The sequence below is a fragment of the Duganella sp. CF458 genome (assembly GCF_900113115.1).
Lineage (GTDB): Bacteria > Pseudomonadota > Gammaproteobacteria > Burkholderiales > Burkholderiaceae_D > Rugamonas.
The window spans coordinates 296133-317477 of sequence record NZ_FOOF01000002.1 but is presented as its reverse complement, the minus strand read 5'-3'; the positions used below and the strand labels follow the sequence as shown (position 1 = coordinate 317477).

The window sequence follows — 21345 nt, the reverse complement described above, 5'->3', positions numbered from 1 at the left end:
TTTCAGGCCGCGATCGCCGCCGGCTCATCATCCGCCGACGAGCGGATCAGGTAATCGAAGGAGCCGAGAGCCGCTTTCGCGCCTTCACCCACCGCAATCACGATCTGCTTGTACGGCACCGTGGTCACGTCACCCGCCGCAAACACGCCGGTCTCCGACGTCTGCCCCTTGGCATCGACCTCGATCTCGCCATGCTTGGACAGGTCGATGGTGCCCTTCAGCCACTCGGTATTCGGCACCAGGCCGATCTGCACGAACACGCCTTCCAGGTCCACGCGGTGCGACTGGCCGGACTCACGGTCGGTGTAGCTCAAGCCGTTGACCTTCTTGCCGTCGCCATGGATCTCGTTGGTCTGCGCCGACTTGATCACCTTCACATTGCGCAGCGTGGCCAGCTTGCGCTGCAACACCGCATCCGCGCGCAGTTCGGCGCCGAATTCGATCAGGGTCACATGTTCAACGATGCCCGCCAGGTCGATCGCCGCTTCCACGCCGGAGTTGCCGCCGCCAACCACCGCCACGCGCTTGCCCTTGAACAGCGGGCCATCGCAATGCGGGCAGTAGGCAACGCCGTGGTTACGGTACTCCTTCTCGCCCGGCACATTGATTTCGCGCCAGCGGGCGCCGGTCGAAATGATCACGGACTTGGCTTTCAGCACAGCGCCGCTTTCAGTGTGGACTTCCTTGATCTTGCCCGGCACGATCTTCGACGCGCGCTGGGTGTTCATGATGTCCACCTCGTATTCCTTGACGTGCTGTTCCAGCGCGACCGCGAATTTCTGGCCGTCGGTTTCCTTGACCGAGACGAAGTTCTCGATCGACAGCGTATCGAGCACCTGGCCGCCGAAGCGGTCGGCGATCACGCCGGTGCGGATGCCTTTGCGCGCCGTGTAGATGGCCGCGGCAGCGCCTGCAGGGCCGCCGCCGACGATCAGCACGTCGAACACGTCCTTCTTGCTCAATTCAGCTGCAGCGCGGGCCGAAGCGCCGGTATCCAGCTTGGCGAGGATTTCCTCGACATTGGTGCGGCCCTGGCCGAAGTGCTGGCCATTCAGGTACATCATCGGCACGGCCATCACCTGGCGTTCCTCGACTTCTTTCGGGAACACGCCGCCGTCCACCGCCACCACCTTGATGCGCGGGTTGATCACGGACATGGCATTGAGCGCCTGCACCACTTCCGGGCAGTTGTGGCAGCTCAGGGAGATGAAGGTCTCGAAGACGTAATCGCCGTCCAGGTTGCGGATCTGCTCGATGACTTTTTCATCCAGCTTGATCGGATGGCCGCCGACTTGCAGCAGTGCCAGCACCAGGGAGGTGAACTCGTGGCCCATCGGGATGCCGGCGAAACTCACGCCGATATCGGAGCCTTTGCGGGTGATGTCGAAGGAAGGCTTGCGCGCCTTGTCGTCGCTGCCTGCCACCACGCTGATCTTGCCATGGCCGGCGGATACGATGTCCTGCAGCAGTGCGGACATTTCCTGCGATTTGGCGGAGGCGTCGGTGTGCGCCACGATCTCGATCGGGTGTACAACGCGCTCCAGGTAGGAGGAGAGTTGGGCTTTCAGGTCTGCGTCCAGCATGGCTATTCCTTTCTGATTAGTCGCTTGCGGTGGGTACCGCTTCAACGCCTCAAGGCGGCCCCGAAGGGCCGCCGGTTGCCTTCAGCAGTGCTGAATGCTTAGATCTTGCCGACCAGGTCCAGCGATGGCTTCAGGGTTGCCGCGCCTTCGGTCCACTTGGCTGGGCAGACTTCGCCTGGGTGGGAAGCCACGTACTGGGCTGCCTTCACTTTGCGCAGCAGTTCAGCAGCGTCGCGGCCGATGCCGTTGTCGTGCACTTCCATCACTTTGATGAAGCCTTCCGGGTTGATCACGAAGGTGCCGCGCAGTGCCAGGCCTTCTTCTTCGATCATCACTTCGAAGTTACGGGACAGGGTGCCGGTTGGGTCGCCGATCAGGGCGTATTGCACTTTCTTGATCGCGTCGGAGGTGTCGTGCCATGCCTTGTGGGCGAAGTGGGTGTCGGTCGAAATGCCGTACACGTCCACGCCCAGCTTGGCGAATTCTGCGTGGTGGTCTGCCAGGTCTTCCAGTTCGGTTGGGCACACGAAGGTGAAGTCGGCTGGGTAGAACACGAAAACGGACCACTTGCCTTTCAGGGATTCTTCGCTCAGGTCAACGAATTTGCCGTTGTGGTATGCGGTGGCCTTGAAGGGTTTTACTTGGGTGTTAATCAGGGACATTGTGGTTTCCTCGTGGGTTTGTGAATCAATGAGACGCCAGTGTAAGGCCTTCCCGGAGATTTGAAAATTTGATTGTTCAAATAGACTCAATAGTCTTTGCCTATGAGAACCGCGAAACGCGATCATTATTATCACCTTTTGCAGGCGAAATGGTTGCCTCATCACCAGCTTTGGCCGATTGTCTTGCGAAATTTTTAATAAGAGGAAATTAACGAGGAAACAAGTACGGTCACGCTGTCCTACCTCATCGATGTGGACGCGCCATCCTGGACAGCAAAATCGTTCGCTCTTCCGGCTTCCGCGAGCGGGACATGGCTGCCTATGCTGGCATCGCTAAATGCGGGTTCAAGTTGCCGGCGGATGCGAAGGAACCTCGCTGGATGCAGTTGCAGTATGTTTGGACACTAGACTAAGCGACCTGAGTGCGACGGCGTTGGCCAGTTGGACCGCGCTGCTGCAGCCGGAGCATGAATACACCAGCGGCAGCGTGTGTCAGCCATGGCGGGCTCTGGGCGGGGTCGGGATTTTAGGCAGAAGCTTGTGCCAGTCGAAGGCGCTGGCATCCAGGCCGTCCAGCGTATTCTTGAACAGCAGGCCCAGTTCCGTGTCGCCTTCCAGGATCAGGCGGCGGCCGAAGAACAGGGTGTCCGGGTCTTCCTGACGGCGCGCCATCAGCACCAGGTCGTGCGCGCAGGCGCCGATGGTCAGGTCGGGCTGGTCGCCGTGGCGGGCCATTTCAAAGCCCCTGCCCTGCCAGCTGAAGTCGATCGCCAGCCCGGCGTCTTCGACGCGCAGGCGCAGGCGGCGGGCAAATAGGGCCTGGCGCACGTCTTCAGGCAATTGCGGCGCCAGGATTCGGTTCAGCCCTTGCACGAAGAGCCAGGCGGGCGGCTGCGGCGGCAAGCGGCCCAGCAGGCGGCCGATGGCGGGCGGGATGCGGAATGGGGCGGTGCTCATTGCGGTATTCATGCTACGCGCTCCATGCCGGGTTGGCCGTACCAGAAACCGTCGCAGCTGCCGCCGGGAGCCAGCGGCTCCAGCATCACGGCCGCATGCGGCGCCTGCCATGCGCCGCGGCGCACCTTGTCGAAGGCCGCCACTACTTCCAGCGTATCGCGCGACTGCGGCGATATGCGCAGCACATGGATGCCCATGTCTGCCATCTCCGGCATCGCGCGCACCAGGTTGCAGCACAGTGCTGATTGGGTCTGGATGCCGTTCAGCACCAGGAAAGCTTTCTGTTCGCGGGTATCCATGATCAGGCCATCCGGATAGTCGATGCAGCTGAACTGGCAATCGTCTTTCGGCAGGTTGCGGTTGCGGGCGGTCATGCAGCGGGCAGAGAAGGCCAACGGCATGCGGCCCCAGGCAAACACCTCGCTTTCCATGCCGGCCGGCTGCGCCTTGACCAGCGTGCCGATGGCGCTGCGGTCCATCTCGAGCGGCGCTACCCAGCGGCGCGCACCCTGGCGGGCCAGTACGGCCAGCGTCGGTTCACTGTAGATGTTCAGGTGCGGCCCGGCGATGAAGCCGGCGCCTTCCAGGTTGCGCACGGCGCCAAAGTCATTGGCCTCCACCAGGAAGTCGCGGTGTTCACAGAGCTTGCGCATGGTGCCCAGTTCGGCCCCCGATTCGATCAGGGCCTGCGTGGACAGCACCACTTCCTTGCCCGCATCGCGCAGTAGTGCAGCGATATCGAGCCAGTCCGGCAGGCGCAATTCGTGGCGGCGCGAGCAGACGACCTCGCCGAGGTAGACGATATCGACCGGACTTTCGGCTACCTGCTGGTAAAACTCGAACATGGTCAAGCGCGGCCAGTAATACAACACCGGGCCAAGGGCTAGTTTCAACATATTCATTTCCATTTTCGGTGATAGGCGCCCAGGGTGTGCTGCTGGCCTTCCGCCACGCGGTCCAACGCTGCACTCCAGCTTGGATGGACGGCGAAGCGGCGCTTGCCGTCGCCGCAGGCGTCGATGGCGGAACGCCAGGCCTGCGTCACTTGCGCCACGTACGCCGGGCTGCGCTGGCGGCCTTCGATCTTGATCGCCTTGACGCCCATCTGCACCAGCTGCGGCAGCAGTTCCATGGTGTTCAGGCTGGCCGGCTCTTCGATGGCGTAATAGGTCTCCCCCGCCACCTCGAAGCGGCCCTTGCACAGCGTTGGATAACTGGCGTTCTCGTCCGGCTGGTAGCGGTCGATCAGCACGCCGTTCAGGCGCGACTCAAGGCCTTTCGGCGTTTGCTGCCAGCGTACCGCCTTGGCGGGCGAACAGACACCGGCCGTGTTGGGCGACTCGCCGGTGGCGTAGGAGGACAGTGCACAGCGCCCTTCCACCATCACACACAGGCTGCCGAAGCCGAATACTTCGATCTCGGTTTTTACGTGGCGCATCAGGTGCTCGACCTGCTGCATCGACAGCACGCGCGGCAGCACGGCGCGCGAAATGCCGAATTGTTCGTGGTAGAAGTTGATCGCTTCGTAGTTGGTGGCCGAGCCTTGCACGGACAGGTGCAGGCGCAGGCCGGGATGCTTGCTGCGTGCGTACGCCATCAGGCCGGGGTCGGCCAGGATAATGGCGTCGATGCCAGCGCCGGCGGCGCGGTCAACTGCTTCGCGCCAGAGCTGCCAGTTGCCGGCTTGCGGATAAGTATTCAGCGCCAGCAGGACTTTGCGGCCGCGCTGGTGGGCGTAGCGGATGCCTTCTGCGATTGCGGCTTCATCGAAATTGAGGCCGGCGAAGTTGCGGGCATTGGTGGCGTCGCGGAAGCCGAGGTAGACGCTGTCGGCGCCATTGTCGACGGCAGCTTTCAACGCCGGCAGGCTGCCGGCGGGGCAGACGAGTTCGATCATGCTTTGATTCCCTGCAGGCGGCGTACGCCGCTCACGAAGCGCGCCAGGGTGTCGGACTGGCCGCCGCGCGGCAGCATCACTTCCACCAACTGGAAGCGGCCGCGCTGCCGCACGGCGCTTTCCAGTGCCGCCGCCAGTTCGGCGCGCTTGCTGACGCGGTAGCCGTCGCCGCCCAGCGCTTGCGCCATGTCGGCAAAGCGCCAGTCGCTCAGGTCGCAGAAGCCGGATTGCGGCTGGAAGGCGCGCAGCATCTCCCAGCTGCAGTTGTTGAAGATGACCACGATAGGATCCAGGCCATAGCGCTGGCAGTTGCCCAGTTCCCAGCCGGTCATCTGGAAGGCGCCGTCGCCCACCAGCACCAGCGGGCGTTCGCCGCCGGCAGCCTGCAGGCCGAGGGCCGCTGGAACAGCGTAACCCATGGTGGCGTAGTAGCCGGGCGCCAGCAGGTCGGTATTCTCGATATCGAGCGCGGTGAACAGGCAGTCGCCGATGTCGGATGCGATGGTCATGCGGCCGTGCGTGCGCATCATGTCGTTGATGGCGCTTGCCACGTCGCGCGGCACCAGGGGGCTGTCGTCCGCAGGCAAGTCGCATGGATAGGCGGTCCGTTCGCCGCGCAGGGCGGCATCGGCGCGCAGCGGCTTGGCGCGGGCCAGCAGGCCGTCCACCAATGCCTCCAGCGGGACGTCGTGATAAGTGTGGTAGCCCAGGGTGACGTCGCCGTCCAGCGCCAGCATGCACTTGCGCAGGTCGATGCGCTCACGTTGCACGCCAAAGTTCGTATCGGACAGGATCACGCCCAGCATCAGCAGCGCGTCCGAGCCTTCCACGGCTTCGGTGACTTCCGGCGCGCCGGCAACACCGAGATAAGTGCCAAGCAGCGGTGCCTCCGGTTCGCTGGCCAGCAGGCCGCGCCCCATGAAACAAGTCACCACCGGCACCTGCAGCTTGGCAGCCAGCTGCGCGACCTTGCGCTCCAGGCTGAAGCGACGGATTTCGATGTCGACCATCAGCACCGGGCGCTCTGCACGCTCCAGCCGAGACAGCACCTCGTCCACGCAGGCGGCGAGTGCATCCTGGTCGTGTTTGGGCGGCGGCAACGCGCGCACCCGGCCGCAAGGCAGGTGCACCATATCGCGCGGTAGCTCGATGTAGACCGGCCGTGAATGCGTGATTGCGCTACGCAGTACGCGGGCGATATCTTCCGGCGCGCGCTGCGGGTCGTCCAGCACGCATTGGTCGCAGGTGATTTCCCGGAAGATCGCCATCTGGGAATCCAGGTGCTTGACCTGGTGGTGCAGCAGGAAGCCGTTGCGGCGCTCATTGGTGCCCGGCGCGCCGGAGATCACCACCAACGGTACTTTTTCCGCGTAAGCGCCCGCGACGGCGTTGACCATATTGAGTGCCCCCGCACCATAGGTCACCGCCGCCGCGCTAATGCGCCCGTGATAGCGTGCCGCCCCATCGGCTGCAAAGCCTACACCCGGCTCGTGGCTCAGCGTGTAGAGGGGCAGGACGCCAGACTTTTCAATTTGTTCGAAGAAGGCAAGGACGAAGTCTCCGGGGATACCAAAGACTTCCCGCGCGCCGTGATCAGCCAGCGCGTGCAACAGGGAGTTTGCTAGATTCATGCCCCGCATCTTGCGCGGGCGCGACTAAAAAATCCTTGAGCCAAGTCAAGTTTTGTCCACTTGGGGTCAGGAACAAGTCGGACAAAATTTGCTACGCGATAAAAAATGTCCGCTTCTGTTCCTGACCCCTAGGCGGACAATTAATTCCGCGCGGAATTCAGGCGGCAGTGGCGTGCGGGGTTGCTGCGGTGGGGATCGATTGCTGGCGCAGCATCACATCGAAGTCGGCGGCCGGCAGGGGACGGGCGAACAGGTAGCCCTGGCCGTAGTCGCAGCCGGCGCCGGCCAGCAGGTCGCGCTGTTCGGTGGTCTCTACACCTTCGGCAATCACGCTCAGGCCAAGCTTGTGCGCCATCACGATGATGGCGTCGGACAAGGCCATGTCGCTCGAATCGGGCGCCAGGTTGCGGGTGAAGCTGCGGTCGATCTTGAGGTAGTCGATGTCGAACTTCTTCAGGTAGGACAAGGAGGAGTAGCCGGTGCCGAAATCGTCCAGCGCGACCTGGATGCCGGCGTCGCGCAGTTGCAGCAGCTTGTCGGTGACGTTGGCGTTTGCGTCGAGCAGCAGGCCTTCCGTGATTTCCACCACGATGCTTTCGCCCGGCACGCCGAGCTGCTGCAGGTGGGCCAGCCAGTCGGCATAGCTGCCGCGCTCGCGCTGGAACTCCAGCGGTGACTGGTTCAGGCTGACCTGGAAGCCCGAGTGCACTTCCTCGCGCCAGCGCTTGACCCATTGCGCGGATTCGCGGAACACCCATTCGCCGATATCGACAATCAGGCCGCTTGATTCGGCCAGCGGGATGAACTCCAGCGGGCTGACCATGCCGCGCTGCGGGTGCTCCCAGCGGATCAGCGCTTCGGCCTTGTGTATCGCGCCGGTCGGGAGATGCACGATCGGCTGGAAGTACAGCTTGAGCTGGTTGCCTTTCAGGGCGCCGCGCAAGTCATTGGTCAGGCGCATGCGGTTCAACGCTGCCACCTGCAAGGCCGGCGTAAAGTAGCTGAAGCGGTTGCGGCCCGCGCCCTTGGCGGCGTACATGGCCTGGTCGGCGTGCTTCAGCAAGTCTTCCATATTGCCGGCATCGTCCGGGTAGATGGTGATGCCGATCGAGGCCGAGACGAAAGCTTGCTCCTGCCCGAGCTGGAACGGCGTGCGCAGGCTGTCGATGATGTGCTGGGCAATGTCTTCCACCCGGTCGACTTCAGACAGCTCCGGCAGGATCACGGTGAATTCGTCGCCGCCCAGGCGCGAGACGGTATCGGACTGGCGCACGCAGGCGCCGATGCGGCGCGCCGCTTCCACCAGCAGCACATCGCCCTGGTGGTGGCCCAGGGTGTCGTTGACTTCCTTGAAGTGGTCAAGGTCGATGAACAGGATGGCGATGCGGGTACCGTCGCGACGCGACTTCAGGATGTCGTGCTGCAGGCGATCCAGGAACATGCGGCGGTTCGGCAATTGCGTCAGCGTGTCGAAATTGGCCTGCTGCCAGATCAGGGCTTCGGTTTCCTTTTTCTCGGTGATGTCTTCGATCATGCACAGGTGGTGCGGCTGGCTTTCCGTGCCCACTGCATTGATCGAAACCTCCACCCACACGATGCGGCCATCGGGGCGCACCAGGCGCGTCTCCATCTTGAAGCCGGCAATCTGCTGCGCCGCCAACTGCGCCATCTTTTCCTGTTCCGGCGCCACGTCGTCCGGATGGCAGATTTCCAGCCAGCGGCTGTGCCGCATTTCTTGCGCCGAACGCCCGGCAATCTCGGCAAAGCGCGGGTTCACATCGCGGAACTGGCCGCCGCTCGCATCGATCAGGGCGATACCCATCGGCGCCGCTTCGAACATGGTGCGGAAACGCTGCTCGCCCTTGCGGATGGTTTCCTCGGCACGCGTGCGTTCGCGCGTGAGCAGGGAGAAGTGAATCATGGCGCCCAGCACCAGCAAGCCCGCGGCGACGCCGAGCACGCGATAGAGCCAGGTCAAGTCCGAGCCGGGATCGGCGTTGTACAGGAAGCCGGCCCAGGTCGCGCCCTTCGGCATCATGCTCAATTCCGTGTAGATGTCGGCGATGTGCTGCCAGCGATCGGGATTCATGTAGCCGATTTCCACCAGCACCGGCTGCACCAGCGGCACCATCTGGCGCGCTTCGTAGAGCAGGTGCATGCGATCGTGCTGGCGTGAGTACTTGCTGAGGATCAGGTCGACGATTTCTTCCTGGTGGCTCATGGCGTACTGCCAGCCGCGCATGCTGGCAGCGCGGAAGGCACGCACACGGTCCGGATGATTCTTGATTTCCGCTTCGCTGGTGAACAGGTTGTCGCCGTAAAAATCGATGCCTGCTGCACGCGGACTGTAGATGTCGTAAGGGAAGCCGAGGCGATCCAGGTAATCCGGTTCGTTGCTGACGAAGATCGACATGGCATCGACCTTGCCCTTCACCAGGTCGTCCGGGTTGAAGCTGTGCTCCACCCGCACCAGCTGGTTGGTCGGGATGCCCTCCTTGCGCAGGTAGGCCATGATCTCGTCAGCCTGGGTCAGTTCATCGGTCAGGGAGCCGATCATCACACGCTTGCCGATGATGCTGCGGATATCCGGCGCCGGACCGGTCTGGCGCATCGCCAGGGCGTAGGGGGAATGCTGGAAGATAACCGCTAGTACCACCACCGGCTTGCCGGACAGTCGCGCCAGCAACAAGCTGCTGCTGCCTACGCCGTACTGGGCGCGGCCATCGAGCACGGCACGTTCGGGCTCATTGCCGTCGCTGCCTTCCAGCAGTTGCACATCGAGGCCGGCATCGCGGTAGTAGCCCTTCTCCAGCGCGGCATAATACCCGGCGAACTGGAACTGGTGGCTGTGCTTCAGTTGCAGCGTGACGCGTTCCTGCGCCTGCGCCCAGGGCGCAGGTGTCGACAGCAGCAGAAACATGAACAGGCCAGCCAGGAATTGGGGCACGTTATCTTCCGGATACAAAGTTGGCAGAGTCTACAAGCCGATTGTATCCGCTTCGCCGCACGCGGCGCGCCGAAGTGTGGCATTCCTGCTGCAAAATCCTATGGATTTGCAGCAGGTGATAGCACGTGAGCCTTACTTCCGGCCTGGGCGGCCGCCAGTCTTGGCCGGAGCGGCCTTTGCTTTGACTTTGATCGTATCGAGGATGGATGGACGGACCTTGGTTTCCACCGTGGCGCGCGCCGTCATCGAACCGGTCAAGGCATTCGGCTTGCCACCGCGGCCGGCGTGGGCCGGAGGTGGCAGGCCGGCGCCGCGCTTCTGCTGGCCCGGAGCCAGCATCGGCATGGCACGCTTGCCTGAGGAGGCCTTGAAGTTCTCTTCGCCGACGCGGTATGGCGGGATCAGGTGGCGTTCGCCATCGCCGATCAGGTCGCCACGGCCCATGCGGCGCAGGGTTTCGCGCAGGATCGGCCAGTTCTTCGGATCGTAGTAGCGCAGGAAAGCCTTGTGCGCCTGGCGCTGTTTCAGCGTGCGCGGCGTCTCCACGTTTTCCGACGTCTCGGTCACCTTGTGCAAGGGGTTCTTGCGCGAGTGGTACATGGCGCTGGCCATGGCCATCGGCGTTGGCATGAAGGTCTGCACCTGGTCCAGGCGGAAGTTGTTCTTCTTCAACCACAGCGCCAGGTTCAGCATGTCCTCGTCCGACGTGCCCGGGTGGGCGGCGATGAAGTAAGGGATCAGGTACTGCTTCTTGCCCGCTTCCAGCGAAAACTTCTCGAACATCGCCTTGAATTCATCGTAGGCGCCAATGCCCGGCTTCATCATCTTGCTCAGCACGTTGGTTTCGGTGTGCTCAGGCGCGATCTTCAGCAGGCCGCCCACGTGGTGGGTCACCAGTTCTTTCACGTATTCTGGCGAACGCACGGCCAGGTCGTAGCGCAGGCCGGACTGGATCAGGATCTTCTTGACGCCCTTGATCTCGCGCGCCTTGCGATACAGCTGGATCAGCTTGCTGTGGTCGGTGCCCAGGTTGACGCAGATCGAAGGATAGACGCAGGACAGGCGGCGGCAGGTTTCCTCGATCTCTTTTTCCTTGCACGACAGGCGGTACATATTGGCGGTCGGGCCGCCCAGGTCGGAGATGATGCCGGTGAAGCCCTTGGTCTTGTCGCGGATATGCTCGATCTCGCGCAGGATGGACGGTTCCGAACGGCTCTGGATGATGCGGCCTTCGTGCTCGGTGATCGAACAGAAGGTGCAGCCGCCGAAGCAGCCGCGCATGATGTTGACCGAGAAGCGGATCATTTCCCAGGCCGGGATATTGGCGTTGCCATAGCTCGGGTGCGGCGCGCGCGAGTACTCCATGTCGTACACGCCGTCCATTTCGTCCATGGCCAGGGGCAGCGGCGGCGGATTCATCCACACGTCGCGGTCGCCGTGCTGCTGCACCAGCGCGCGCGCATTGCCCGGGTTGGATTCAAGGTGGAACACGCGCGAGGCGTGGGCGTACATCACCGGGTCTTCCTTCACCACCTCGTAGGATGGCAGGCGCACCACGGTCTTGTTGTGCTTTTCCTTGGCGGCGGCCAGGCGCTCTTCGCGGGTCATGATGATGACCGGCTTGACCACCGGTTCCGGCGCGGCGTTCTCGGTGGCGCATTCCTTCTTGTCTTCCTTCGCCATGGCGTAAGGATCTGGATGCGGGTCGACCCGGCCCGGCACATCGACGCGATTCGAGTTGTGCACCGCCCATTCGTCGGAAGGCAGCCAGCCGTGCGGCACCAGGAAAGCGGTACCGCGCAGGTCCTTGATCTCCTTGATCTTTTCGCCCATGTCGAGGCGGCGGGTCAGGTCGACCAGCGCGCGTTCGGCGTTACCGAAGATCAGCAGGTCGGCCTTGGACTCGGTCAGCACCGATTTGCGCACCTTGTCCGACCAGTAGTCGTAGTGGGCGATGCGGCGCAGCGAAGCTTCGATGGAGCCGACGATGATCGGCGTGCCGGGGAAGGCTTCGCGCGCCTTCTGGGCGTATACGGTCACCGCGCGGTCAGGGCGCTTGTTCGGCTCGGCGTTCGGGGTGTAAGCGTCGTCGGAACGGATCTTGCGGTCGGCCGTATAGCGGTTGACCATCGAATCCATGTTGCCGGCGGTGATGCCATAGTACAGGCGCGGCTTGCCCAGCGCGCGGAACGATTCCACGTTGTGCCAGTCCGGCTGGGCGATGATGCCGACGCGGTAGCCTTGCGCTTCCAGCAGGCGGCCGACCAGGGCCATGCCGAAGCTTGGATGGTCGATATAGGCGTCGCCGGTCACCAGGATGACGTCGCACTGGTCCCAGCCCAGGGCGTCCATTTCGGCGCGGGACATGGGGAGGAAAGGCGCAGCAGAAGCACGCGCAGACCGCTTGGCGACGGTCGCGAAAAGATTGGCTGGGGAATTCATCCCGGCATTGTACCGGAAATCACTGGCTTTGGCCCATCGCCGCCCACAAAAAACCTTTAAGTTTCAGTAACTTGTGACGTTCCAGCAAGGCGTTTCCGCGAAATACCCATTGAACATCGTGACATTTTTGCTATAACGGGTATACAACGTCTTCCATGGAGTGTAATCATGCGACGCAGACTGTACTACATGCTTCCCAATGTCAAAGCCGCCCGCGCAGAACTGGACGAACTGCTGCTGGCACGCATCGAAGAACGGCATATCCACTTCATGGCAAAAGAGGGCACCCTGCCCGATGACATGCCAGATTGCAATTTCCTGCTAAGAACGGACCTGATCCACGGCGCCAAGCTGGGGATTGCCATTGGCGGGATTGTGGGGCTGTGCGCCGGCATCTTCCTGGTCGTTTTCCCACCCGAAGGGCTGACCCTGCGCACCATGACCATCTTGCTGGTCACGCTGGGCGGTGCACTGTTCGGCGGCTGGGCCAGCGGCATGAATGCGGCGGCCGTCCCCAACAAGAAGCTGGAGCAGTTTTCAGAGCGTATCGAACAAGGTCAGGTTCTGATGATGGTAGACGTGCCGGTGCGGCGCATGAAGGAGATCGAGGAAATGATCGCCAAACGTCATCCTGACTTCAACTTTGGCGGTGAAGAACCGCCCATGCTGGCCTTCCCATAAGGCTAGCCTCCCGGGGGCCGGCGGACAGCCGGTAAAACCCCGGGTTCTACACCGAAAGGCGAGCTGCGGCCCGCCTTTTTTTGGCCAGTGGCACGTCAGGGCCCATTGATTTTAAATTCCCATATTGCCGAGGATACGGGTAAGTTCGCGTAAGGTCGGCTCCAATGCCGGATGTTTGGCGGCAAATTTGGCGGTGATTTCCTGAGTGCGTTCGGCCAGGCCGTAGGTGGAGGTGCCGCCTTCGGGCTGCGGCGGCTGGTCGAGGATCAGCTTGATGTCGCCATCGAGCTGGCGCAACAGGCTTTGCAATTCCTCATCGACCGGGCCATGATGGGCCAGCGTGGCGTGCAACTGACGCAGAGTCTCCTTCAGCTTGGTGTCCATGATCCCTTTCCCCGTTGAAGTGGCTATTCCCCTTTATACACCCATCCGCCGTGACCAGCTACGGATGTGCTTAAATCGATGTTCGTCGTCCATGGCAGCAAGCTTAAAGCTGACTACCATGGACAGGTCAAGCGCCCGCCTGGCGGCTTACTTCAAACCGCGGCGTTCCAGCAACGGATCGATCTTCGCATCGCGGCCGCGGAACTCGCGGTACATCTGCATCGCATCCATCGTGCCACCCTTGGACAGCAGGGCCTTGCGGAAATGGTCGCCGTTCTTGCGCTGCATGCCGCCATTCTCGGTGAACCATTCAACGGTGTCGGCGTCCAGCTTCTCCGACCACAGGTAGCCATAGTAGCCCGCCGAATAACCGCCCGCGAACACGTGCGAGAAGTAGGTGGTGCGGTAGCGCGGGGGCACCGGTCCGAAATCGACGCCGGCATCCTTCAGCACCGACGACTCGAAGCCCAATACATCGGTCGGGATCTTGTCGGACGGCAGTTGGTGCCAGCGCTGGTCCAGGATCGATGCGGCCAGGTATTCGGTGGTGCGGAAGCCTTCATTGAACTTGGCCGAAGCCTGTACCTTGTCCAGCAATTCCTTCGGCATCGGCGCGCCGGTCTGGTAATGCTTGGCGTAGTTGTTCAGGATCTCCGGCCAGGTCATCCACATCTCATTGACCTGCGACGGGAATTCCACGAAGTCGCGCGGCACGCGGGTACCGGCAAAGCGCGGGTACTTCACGTCGGAGAACATGCCATGCAAGGCGTGGCCGAATTCGTGGAACAGGGTGCGCGCTTCGTCGTAGGTCAGCAAAGTCGGCTCGCCGGCCGCCGGCTTGGGAATGTTGAGGTGGTTGGCCACGACCGGCTTGGTGCCCATCAGCTTCGACTGCGACACGTAGGCATTCATCCATGCGCCGCCTCGCTTGTTGCTGCGCGCGTAGAAGTCGCCCAGGAAGATCGCCAGTTGCTTGCCGTCGGCATCGAACACGTCGAACACGCGCACGTCTTGCTGGTACACCGGCAGGTCCTTGCGTTCCTTGAAGGTGATGCCATACACCTTGGTCGCGGCGTAGAACACGCCGTTCTGCAGCACGTTGTCCAGTTCGAAGTATGGCTTGAGCTGGTTCTGGTCGAAGGCGTAGCGGGCCTGGCGCACCTTGTCGGTGTAGAAGGCCCAGTCCTGCGCAGCGTTGGCAAAGCCGCCCTTTTCCGCATCGATCACGGCCTGGATGTCGGTCGATTCCTTGCGCGCGTTGTTCACGGCCGGCTTGGACAATTCGCCCAGCAGCTTGTTCACGGCGTCGGTATCATGCGCGGTCTGGTCTTCCAGCTGGTAGGCAGCGTGCGAGGAATAGCCCAGCAGCGCAGCGCGTTCGGCGCGCAGCTTGGCGATCTTCAGCACGATCTCGCGGTTGTCGAAATCGCCGCCATGGCTGCCGCGCGCCAACGAGGTGGCCAGCAGGCGTTCACGGGTGGTGCGGTTGGTCAGCACTTCCAGCGGCGCCTGGCCGGTGGTGTTGGCGATGGCGATCAGGAATTTGCCGTCCTTGCCTTTGGCCTTGGCGGCTGCCGCGGCGGCGTCGATGGCCTTGTCGGACATGCCGGCCAGCTCTTCGCGGGTGTCGACCACCAGTGCGGAAGCATTGGCTTCCTTCAGCACGTTCTGGCTGAAGGTGGTGGACAGGGCGGCCAACTGCGAGTTGTAGGCTTTCAGCTTCTCCTTGTCGGCCGCGGACAGCTTGGCGCCGGCGCGTACGAAGTCGGTGTGGTAGCGTTCCAACAGGCGCTTGGATTCAGGATCCAGCTTCAGCTTGTCGCGCTTGTCGAACAGGTTTTTGATGCGGGCGTACAGTTTTTCGTTCAGGCGGATAGCGTCGCTGTGCGCGGACAGCTTCGGCGCCAGTTCGCGGTTCAGCGCTTCGAAAGTGTCATTGGTGTTGGCGCCGGACAGGTTGCCGAACACGGAGCTCACGCGGTCCAGCAGGCGACCGGAACGTTCCATCGCCACGATGGTGTTGTCGAAGGTCGGCGCGGCCTTGTTGTTGGCGATCTTGGCAATTTCCGCAGCCTGCTGCTTCATGCCTTCTTCGTAAGCCGGACCGTAGTCCTCATTCTTGATCTTGTCGAAGGCAGGGTAGTTCAGCGGCAGTTTGGATTCGGCTGCGAAGGGATTGGATGCCGGCAGTGCGGCATTGGCGATACCTGCGACAGCCAGGCTGGCTGCGATCACCAACAGTTTTGGACGGAACATTCTCTCTCCTGTTTTGTAATGTTTCGAGGCGCACGATAATAGCAACCCTTCAGTGCAAAGTCATGCTGCACTGCGTATCGTAAAGTGTCAGGAATCAGTAGTGCGGCGGCCGCTCGTTGAGCGGGGTCTGGTTCGCCAGTGTGGATGTGCGCACGCGCTCGGCAAGCGCGCGCACCAGGTCTTCCAGCATATCGATCTGCTTTTGCTGCTCGTAGACGCGCTGGTTCAGCGAGTCCACCAAGTCTTCCTGGTGCACCAACTTCAGTTCAATATTGACAAAACGATCTTCGCTGCTCACGGCCTGCTCCTGCTGTCGGGAAATCCGGCATTTTACTGGAGCGGCATTCCATAGCGCAGCTTGCGCTGCCCAGCGCTACTTCAGGTAGACGCCGCCGCAAAGAATCATGTCGTCTTCCGGCATGCAGTACATGGTCTTCGGCTCGATCTTGCCGGAGACCGGATTGTTGAATTTGTAGTCCTGCCAGAACGGGACTTTTTTCTTCGCCATTTCGACGCGTTCTTTGACGAAAGGCTTGCCGTCGACGTCTTTCAGTTCCATCAGGTTCTTGCCGATCATCTTGGCGTTGGCGCCGTGGGCGCGCACTACGCCGTCGGTGCCGTAGACCACAAGATAAAGGTCGCGATCGACGAACTGTCCGTCTTTCTTGTCGATTTCGGCAAACGTCTTTTCGCGGCCGTTAGACTTCAGGTAGCCCAGGGCTTTCTTCACCATGGCCTCGGCTTCAGGCTTGGTCACCACATCGGCAGCTGATGCAAAGGGCGCCGCGCCCGCCAAGGCGGCAAGCAGGCAAATGCGTACAAACATGGGAGCCTCCTGTTTGAAGGAAGAGCACCCATGCTAGCACCAATTACGCCGGATTAATGTCGCGCGGAGCCGACAGCAGCTCCTTCATGCGCGCCAAGCGCTCGCGCGGCGACAGTACTTCCGATTCCGTCGGCGGAGCGGTGCCCACGTCAAGCGCCATCTCCGCGATGAAGCGCGATATATCGCACTGCACATGTTCGCCGCCACGCTTGCGCTTCTTGCACCAGGTGAGCTGCAAGGTGCGCTGCGCGCGCGTAATCCCCACGTACATCAGCCGCCGTTCTTCTTCAATGCGCTGCGCCAGCAATTCCACCGGCGCATCCGGATCGCCCTTGTGCGGCAGGATGCCTTCTTCCACGCCGACCAGGAACACATGCGGGTACTCCAGGCCTTTCGACGCATGCAACGTCGACATGCGGATCGCATCCGGCTCCTCGTCCTTACCATCCAGCATGGACATCAGGGCCACCATCTGGGTCAGCTCCAGCACGTTCTTCTCTTCGCCATCGCGGTCCTTGCCGCCGCGGCCCCGGTCCTTCAGCCAGTTGACGAAGTCCATCACGTTTTCCCACTTGCCTTGCGCCGCACGTTCTTCGAAGGCGTCGTACAGGTAGTGCTCGTAATGCATGCCTTCCATCAGGTCGTCCAGCACCTGCGCGGCGTTGTCGCCGCTGCCCGACGGGCCGGGACGCGTGGCACGCGATTCCAGTTCGAGGATGAAATTGCAGAAGTCCTGCAACGGCTTCAGTTGGCGGTCGTTGAGCACCGCTTCGATGCCGCCCTTGAAGACTGCTTCGAACAGCGAACATTGCCACTTGCCCGAGAAGGAGCCCAGCGCTTCGAGCGTGGACTGGCCGATGCCTCGGCGCGGCGTGGTTGCAGCGCGGATGAAGGCGGGATCGTCGTCCGGGTTCGCCATCAGGCGCAGATAGGCCATGATGTCCTTGATTTCCGCCTTATCGAAGAAGCTCTGGCCGCCGGAAATCGTGTACGGGATGCGCTGGGTGCGCAGCGCCTGTTCGATCACGCGCGCCTGGTGGTTGCCCCGATACAGGATTGCGTAGTCGGCCCACTTGTTCTTGCGTTCGAAGTGGTCGGCCGAGATCATGATCGCCACCTGCTCCGCCTCCTGCTCCTCGTTCGGCATCGAATGCACCTTGATCGGCTCACCGATGCCCAGCTCGGACCACAGCGACTTTTCGAACAGCTTCGGATTGTTCTGGATCACCGCGTTGGCCGCCTGCAGGATGCGGGTGGTGGAGCGGTAGTTCTGTTCCAGCTTGATCAGGCGCAGGTCGGGGAAATCGACCTGCAGCAGCGCCAGGTTTTCCATGGTCGCGCCGCGCCAGCCGTAGATCGCCTGGTCGTCGTCGCCCACCGCGGTGAACATCGGCTTCTTGCCCAGGCCCGTCACCATCAGTTTCACCAGCTCGTACTGACAGGTGTTGGTGTCCTGGTACTCGTCGATCATCAGGTAGCGCAGGCGGCGCTGCCATTTGTCGCGCACGATGTCATGGTTGCGGAACAGCTCCACCGGCAGGCGGATCAGGTCGTCGAAGTCCACCGCCTGGTATGCCGCCAGCGTGGCGATATAGCTGCCGTAGATCCGTGCCGATTGCGCTTCATCCTCGGTCTGGGCCTGCTTCAGCGCTTCTTCCGGCGTCACCAGGCCGTTTTTCCACAGTGAGATGTCGTTCTGGATGCTGCGGATCAGGTGTTTGTCGGTGGTGATGGCCAGATCCTGGACCAGCGAATAACAATCGTCGCTGTCCATGATTGAAAACCGGTCTTTCAGCCCCAGATGGTTGCATTCCTGGCGCAGGATGCGCACCCCGAGGGAGTGGAAGGTACAGACGGTCAGCTGCTTGGCCTGGCGCGGCTGCTTGAGCATCTTGCCGACGCGTTCCTGCATTTCCAGCGCGGCCTTGTTGGTGAAGGTGAGCGCGGCGATCGTGCGCGGGTCATAGCCGCGATCCTCGATCATATGGGTGATTTTTTGCGTAATGACGCGCGTCTTGCCCGAGCCGGCGCCCGCCAGTACTAGCGCAGGGCCGTCGAGATAGAGCACGGCTTCGCTCTGGGGCCCGTTAAGGCCGAACTGGGGTGCATTGGACATCCCGGCATTGTACAGAATATAGTGGTATCAATCCCCGATTTAGGCAGGCAGACGTGTTATGAAATTTGAACATTTGATAGAAGTGAACGACATCCTCAACCCGCTGATGGACACCATCACCCACCAGCAGTTATGGCGCGGCCTGGTGCTGCGCGCGGAGTCGCCCAAGCTGTTCGTCCCGCACCTGGACGAGGCGGAAATCTCGGCCCGCACCGATGCCGGCTTCAGCCGCCGCCTGCGCTACGGCGATGTTGTCATCGAAGACAACGTGGTGCTGCACGAGCCGTATGTGGTGCGCTATGACGTGCCCGCGCAGAAAGACATCAGCGCCTCGAGCCTGACAATGACGATCGAGATGCCGCAACCGGAGCGCTTGTACGTGCGCTTCCAGTACGACGACGGGCATGACGCGGCAACCGACGCCGCCAACGCCATGTACGACGATTTCCGCCGCTCCGCTTACCAGGAGTCGGACCTCGATACCGTGCGCGTGCTGCGGGAACTGGCAAGCCAGGGTCGCCTGGATTCGAGCCTGAACTGAGCTAGCAGCCGGGCGTGCAATCGTTCGGCATCGGCTTGGACGGGGGCGGCGGTTTTTGCAGCTCCAGCGCCAGGTCGCGCAGGGCGGTACGCAAGCCTTCCTCCACCACCGGGTGATAGAAGGGCATGTCCAGCATTTGCGCCACCGTCAGCTTTGCCTGGTGCGCCCAGGCCAGCAGGTGGCCGATGTGCTCCGCCCGCGGCCCGACCATCTCGGCGCCGAGAAAGCGCCCGCTGCCGTACTCCGCATACACGCGCAGCATGCCCTTGTTCTGGCGCATGACGCGGCTGCGTCCCTGGTCGTCGAAACTGACGGCGCCGATCGCGAAGTGCTCGCGGCCATTCGATAGTTCCTGGTAGCCCTGGCCCACCGTGGCGATCTGCGGTTCGCTGAAGGTGATGGCGAGCGGCGTGCGGCGCAGGCCCGGCTTCACCTCGGGATAGCTGGCGGCGTTGGCGCCGGCGATCTTGCCCTGGTCGGCGGCCTCCGGCAGCAGGGGAATCTCGGCGCTGGCATCGCCGGCGATGAAGATGCAGCTATCGCCGCATTGCATGGTGTGGCGGTCGAATTTCGGCACGCCGTTCTTATCCAGCGCCAGAGCGGCGTGGTCAAGACCAAGGCCGGAAACGTTCGGCGTGCGGCCGATGGTGACCAGCGCGTACTCGAAATGCTCGACGCGCTCCTCGCCTTCGGTATCGCGCGTGCGCAGCTCCAGCCCGTCGCCGGCGCGCGCGATCCCTGCCACCTCGGTACGGAAGCGGATATCCATCTCTTCGCCCAGCGCTTGCGATGCGGCTGCCAGCACATGCGGGTCCTTCAATTGCGCCACGCTGCTACCGCGCGCGATGATGGCAACGCGCACGCCGAGGCGGTGCAAAGCCTGCCCCAGTTCCAGGCCGATCACGCCGGCGCCGATCACCGCCACCGAGCGCGGCAAGTCAGTCCATTCGAAGACGGCGTCGCTGTTGATGACGCGCGGGCCGGCGGCGGACCAGTCGGAAGGAATGTCGGGGCGCGAACCGGTGGCGATGACGACCGCTTTTGCCGCCACCTCCAGGTTGGCGCCGATCTGCACACGGTTAGGCGCAGTGAATCGCGCGCGCCCATGCAGCTTGTCCTCGGCCGGCATGGCGGCCACGTTCGCCAGCACGAAGCCGACAAAGCGGTCGCGTTCACTACGCACACGCTCCATCACCGCCTTGCCGTCGACCTTCAGGGCGCCCGGCTGAATGCCGAAACCCGGCGCCTCGCGGACCGCATGCGCCGCCTCGGCCGCGGCAATCAGCAGCTTGCTCGGCATGCAGCCGACGCGCGCGCAGGTAGTACCGTGCGGACCGTCTTCGATCAACACCGCACGCTTGCCGGCGTTGCGCGCCGCCCGGTAGGCGCTTAGCCCAGCCGTACCGGCACCGATCACCGCCACATCGCACTGGATGGTTTCCATCTTGCCTCCGTCATTGGGAATGCATTAGTATGACTTATCTTTTCGCGCTTTTATTAAGCATAACTTATGGAAAATCTGGACTACCGCGCGCTGGCGGTGCTGGATGCCGTTGCCAGCCAGGGCAGCTTCGACAAGGCGGCCAATGCGCTCGGCATCAGCCAGCCGGCCGTATCCCAGCGTATCAAGGCGCTCGAGGACGCGGTAGGCAGGCTGCTGATCGTGCGCGGCTCCCCCGCCGAAGCGACGGGCCTGGGCCAACGCCTCATCTCGCATTACCGTAACGTCAAACTGATGGAGGCAGCGCTCGACATCGACTTGGGCCACCAGACCAGCATGCCTGAAATCGCGATGGCCGTCGACGCGGCCAGCCTGGCGACCTGGCTGCCCTTGGCCCTGCGGCCATTGCTGTCGCCACCGCGCTGCCAGCTTGATGTGGAATGCGCGGAGCGCGAAGTGGCGCTGCACCTGATGCGCGAAGGTGCCGTGTTCGGCTGCGTTGCTGCGCGCGCCGAGGTACCGGCACCCGCGGCTGCCGGTTCATCCGCCACACCGCTCGGCGCCATGAGGTTTGTCTGCGTGGCCACGCCATCTTTTGCAGGGCATTGGTTCGGTGACGGATTCGGTATCGAGGCTTTGGCGCTGGCGCCAGCCGTGGTGCACGACCGCGACCTGATGGCACGCTTCCTGGCGCGCGAGGCGGGCTATGTCCGGCCCTTTCCGCACCATACACTGCCGCTATCGACGGCCTTGAACGATACGGTGTTCGGCGGGATGGCTTATGGCCTGCTGCCTTACCTGCAGGCGGCGCAGGCCTTGTCGCAGGGTGCGCTGGTGGACCTGCTGCCGGGACGCTATATCGACGTGGAGCTGGACTGGCATGCGTGGGAGCTCGATACGCCGTTCACGCATGCGCTCAATGAGCAGATTATCAGCACTGCAAGGCGGTATCTTGTGCAATCCTGAAAACCGGCAAGCCGG

Annotated in this window: 17 protein-coding genes; 3 read left to right on the top strand and 14 right to left on the bottom strand. The window is 62.5% G+C overall.

What is annotated here, in order from left to right; all coding sequences use genetic code 11:
* Positions 1-2: 2 nt before the first annotated feature.
* The 8 genes from ahpF to BM269_RS04630 all read right to left on the bottom strand — a co-directional run bounded on the left by ahpF (position 3) and on the right by BM269_RS04630 (position 12044).
* Positions 3-1583: an alkyl hydroperoxide reductase subunit F gene (ahpF, locus tag BM269_RS04665; RefSeq protein ID WP_090435862.1), complete on the bottom strand. Its 1581-nt coding sequence runs from the start codon at positions 1581-1583 to the stop codon at positions 3-5.
* 98 nt (positions 1584-1681) lie between these two features.
* Complete coding sequence (gene ahpC / locus BM269_RS04660; RefSeq protein ID WP_057265746.1) at positions 1682-2245, bottom strand: alkyl hydroperoxide reductase subunit C; 564 nt, start codon at positions 2243-2245, stop codon at positions 1682-1684.
* Positions 2246-2737: 492 nt separating this feature from the next.
* Positions 2738-3214, bottom strand: a complete 477-nt coding sequence (locus BM269_RS04655) for a ubiquinone anaerobic biosynthesis accessory factor UbiT (protein WP_304443168.1) — start codon at positions 3212-3214, stop codon at positions 2738-2740.
* Entirely contained in the window at positions 3211-4098 is an 888-nt protein-coding gene (locus BM269_RS04650) for a U32 family peptidase (RefSeq protein ID WP_090435861.1), read from the bottom strand. Before BM269_RS04650 ends, BM269_RS04655 begins: the two co-directional genes overlap by 4 nt.
* Before the next feature lie 2 nt (positions 4099-4100).
* Positions 4101-5099, bottom strand: a complete 999-nt coding sequence (locus BM269_RS04645; RefSeq protein ID WP_090435860.1) for a ubiquinone anaerobic biosynthesis protein UbiU — start codon at positions 5097-5099, stop codon at positions 4101-4103.
* Positions 5096-6730 carry an indolepyruvate/phenylpyruvate decarboxylase gene (gene ipdC / locus BM269_RS04640; protein ID WP_090435859.1) on the bottom strand — a complete coding sequence of 545 codons (1635 nt, stop codon included), beginning with the start codon at positions 6728-6730 and terminating at the stop codon, positions 5096-5098. Before ipdC ends, BM269_RS04645 begins: the two co-directional genes overlap by 4 nt.
* Before the next feature lie 157 nt (positions 6731-6887).
* Positions 6888-9677, bottom strand: coding sequence for an EAL domain-containing protein (locus BM269_RS04635; RefSeq protein WP_229204501.1), 2790 nt, complete (start codon positions 9675-9677; stop codon positions 6888-6890).
* Between the two features lie 132 nt (positions 9678-9809).
* Positions 9810-12044 (bottom strand): YgiQ family radical SAM protein, encoded by a 2235-nt coding sequence (locus BM269_RS04630; RefSeq protein ID WP_229204500.1) that lies wholly within the window; start codon positions 12042-12044, stop codon positions 9810-9812.
* A 243-nt stretch (positions 12045-12287) separates the two neighbouring features.
* On the opposite strand from BM269_RS04630, the gene BM269_RS04625 reads away from it, so the two are divergent.
* Positions 12288-12800: a DUF1269 domain-containing protein gene (locus tag BM269_RS04625; RefSeq protein WP_229204499.1), complete on the top strand. Its 513-nt coding sequence runs from the start codon at positions 12288-12290 to the stop codon at positions 12798-12800.
* A gap of 111 nt (positions 12801-12911) precedes the next feature.
* Here the strand turns inward: BM269_RS04625 and BM269_RS04620 are convergent, their stop codons facing one another.
* The 5 genes from BM269_RS04620 to BM269_RS04600 form a co-directional block, all read right to left on the bottom strand.
* Positions 12912-13184 (bottom strand): DUF4404 family protein, encoded by a 273-nt coding sequence (locus BM269_RS04620; RefSeq protein WP_090435857.1) that lies wholly within the window; start codon positions 13182-13184, stop codon positions 12912-12914.
* A 147-nt stretch (positions 13185-13331) separates the two neighbouring features.
* Positions 13332-15440 (bottom strand): M3 family metallopeptidase, encoded by a 2109-nt coding sequence (locus BM269_RS04615; RefSeq protein WP_090435856.1) that lies wholly within the window; start codon positions 15438-15440, stop codon positions 13332-13334.
* Between the two features lie 94 nt (positions 15441-15534).
* The gene (locus BM269_RS04610; protein ID WP_090435855.1) at positions 15535-15738 is read right to left on the bottom strand and encodes a SlyX family protein; all 204 of its coding nucleotides are present in this window, start codon (positions 15736-15738) and stop codon (positions 15535-15537) included.
* Positions 15739-15813: 75 nt separating this feature from the next.
* Positions 15814-16266: a cache domain-containing protein gene (locus BM269_RS04605; RefSeq protein ID WP_090435854.1), complete on the bottom strand. Its 453-nt coding sequence runs from the start codon at positions 16264-16266 to the stop codon at positions 15814-15816.
* Positions 16267-16309: 43 nt separating this feature from the next.
* The gene (locus BM269_RS04600; RefSeq protein ID WP_090435853.1) at positions 16310-18382 is read right to left on the bottom strand and encodes a UvrD-helicase domain-containing protein; all 2073 of its coding nucleotides are present in this window, start codon (positions 18380-18382) and stop codon (positions 16310-16312) included.
* Between the two features lie 58 nt (positions 18383-18440).
* Here BM269_RS04600 and BM269_RS04595 point away from each other — a divergent pair, with 58 nt between their 5' ends.
* Positions 18441-18923: an SRPBCC family protein gene (locus BM269_RS04595; RefSeq protein WP_090435852.1), complete on the top strand. Its 483-nt coding sequence runs from the start codon at positions 18441-18443 to the stop codon at positions 18921-18923.
* 1 nt (position 18924) lies between these two features.
* On the opposite strand, the gene BM269_RS04590 is transcribed toward BM269_RS04595, so the two are convergent.
* Positions 18925-20367: a dihydrolipoyl dehydrogenase gene (locus BM269_RS04590; RefSeq protein WP_090435851.1), complete on the bottom strand. Its 1443-nt coding sequence runs from the start codon at positions 20365-20367 to the stop codon at positions 18925-18927.
* A gap of 66 nt (positions 20368-20433) precedes the next feature.
* Here BM269_RS04590 and BM269_RS04585 point away from each other — a divergent pair, with 66 nt between their 5' ends.
* Positions 20434-21330: an ArgP/LysG family DNA-binding transcriptional regulator gene (locus BM269_RS04585; RefSeq protein ID WP_090435850.1), complete on the top strand. Its 897-nt coding sequence runs from the start codon at positions 20434-20436 to the stop codon at positions 21328-21330.
* Positions 21331-21345 lie beyond the last annotated feature (15 nt).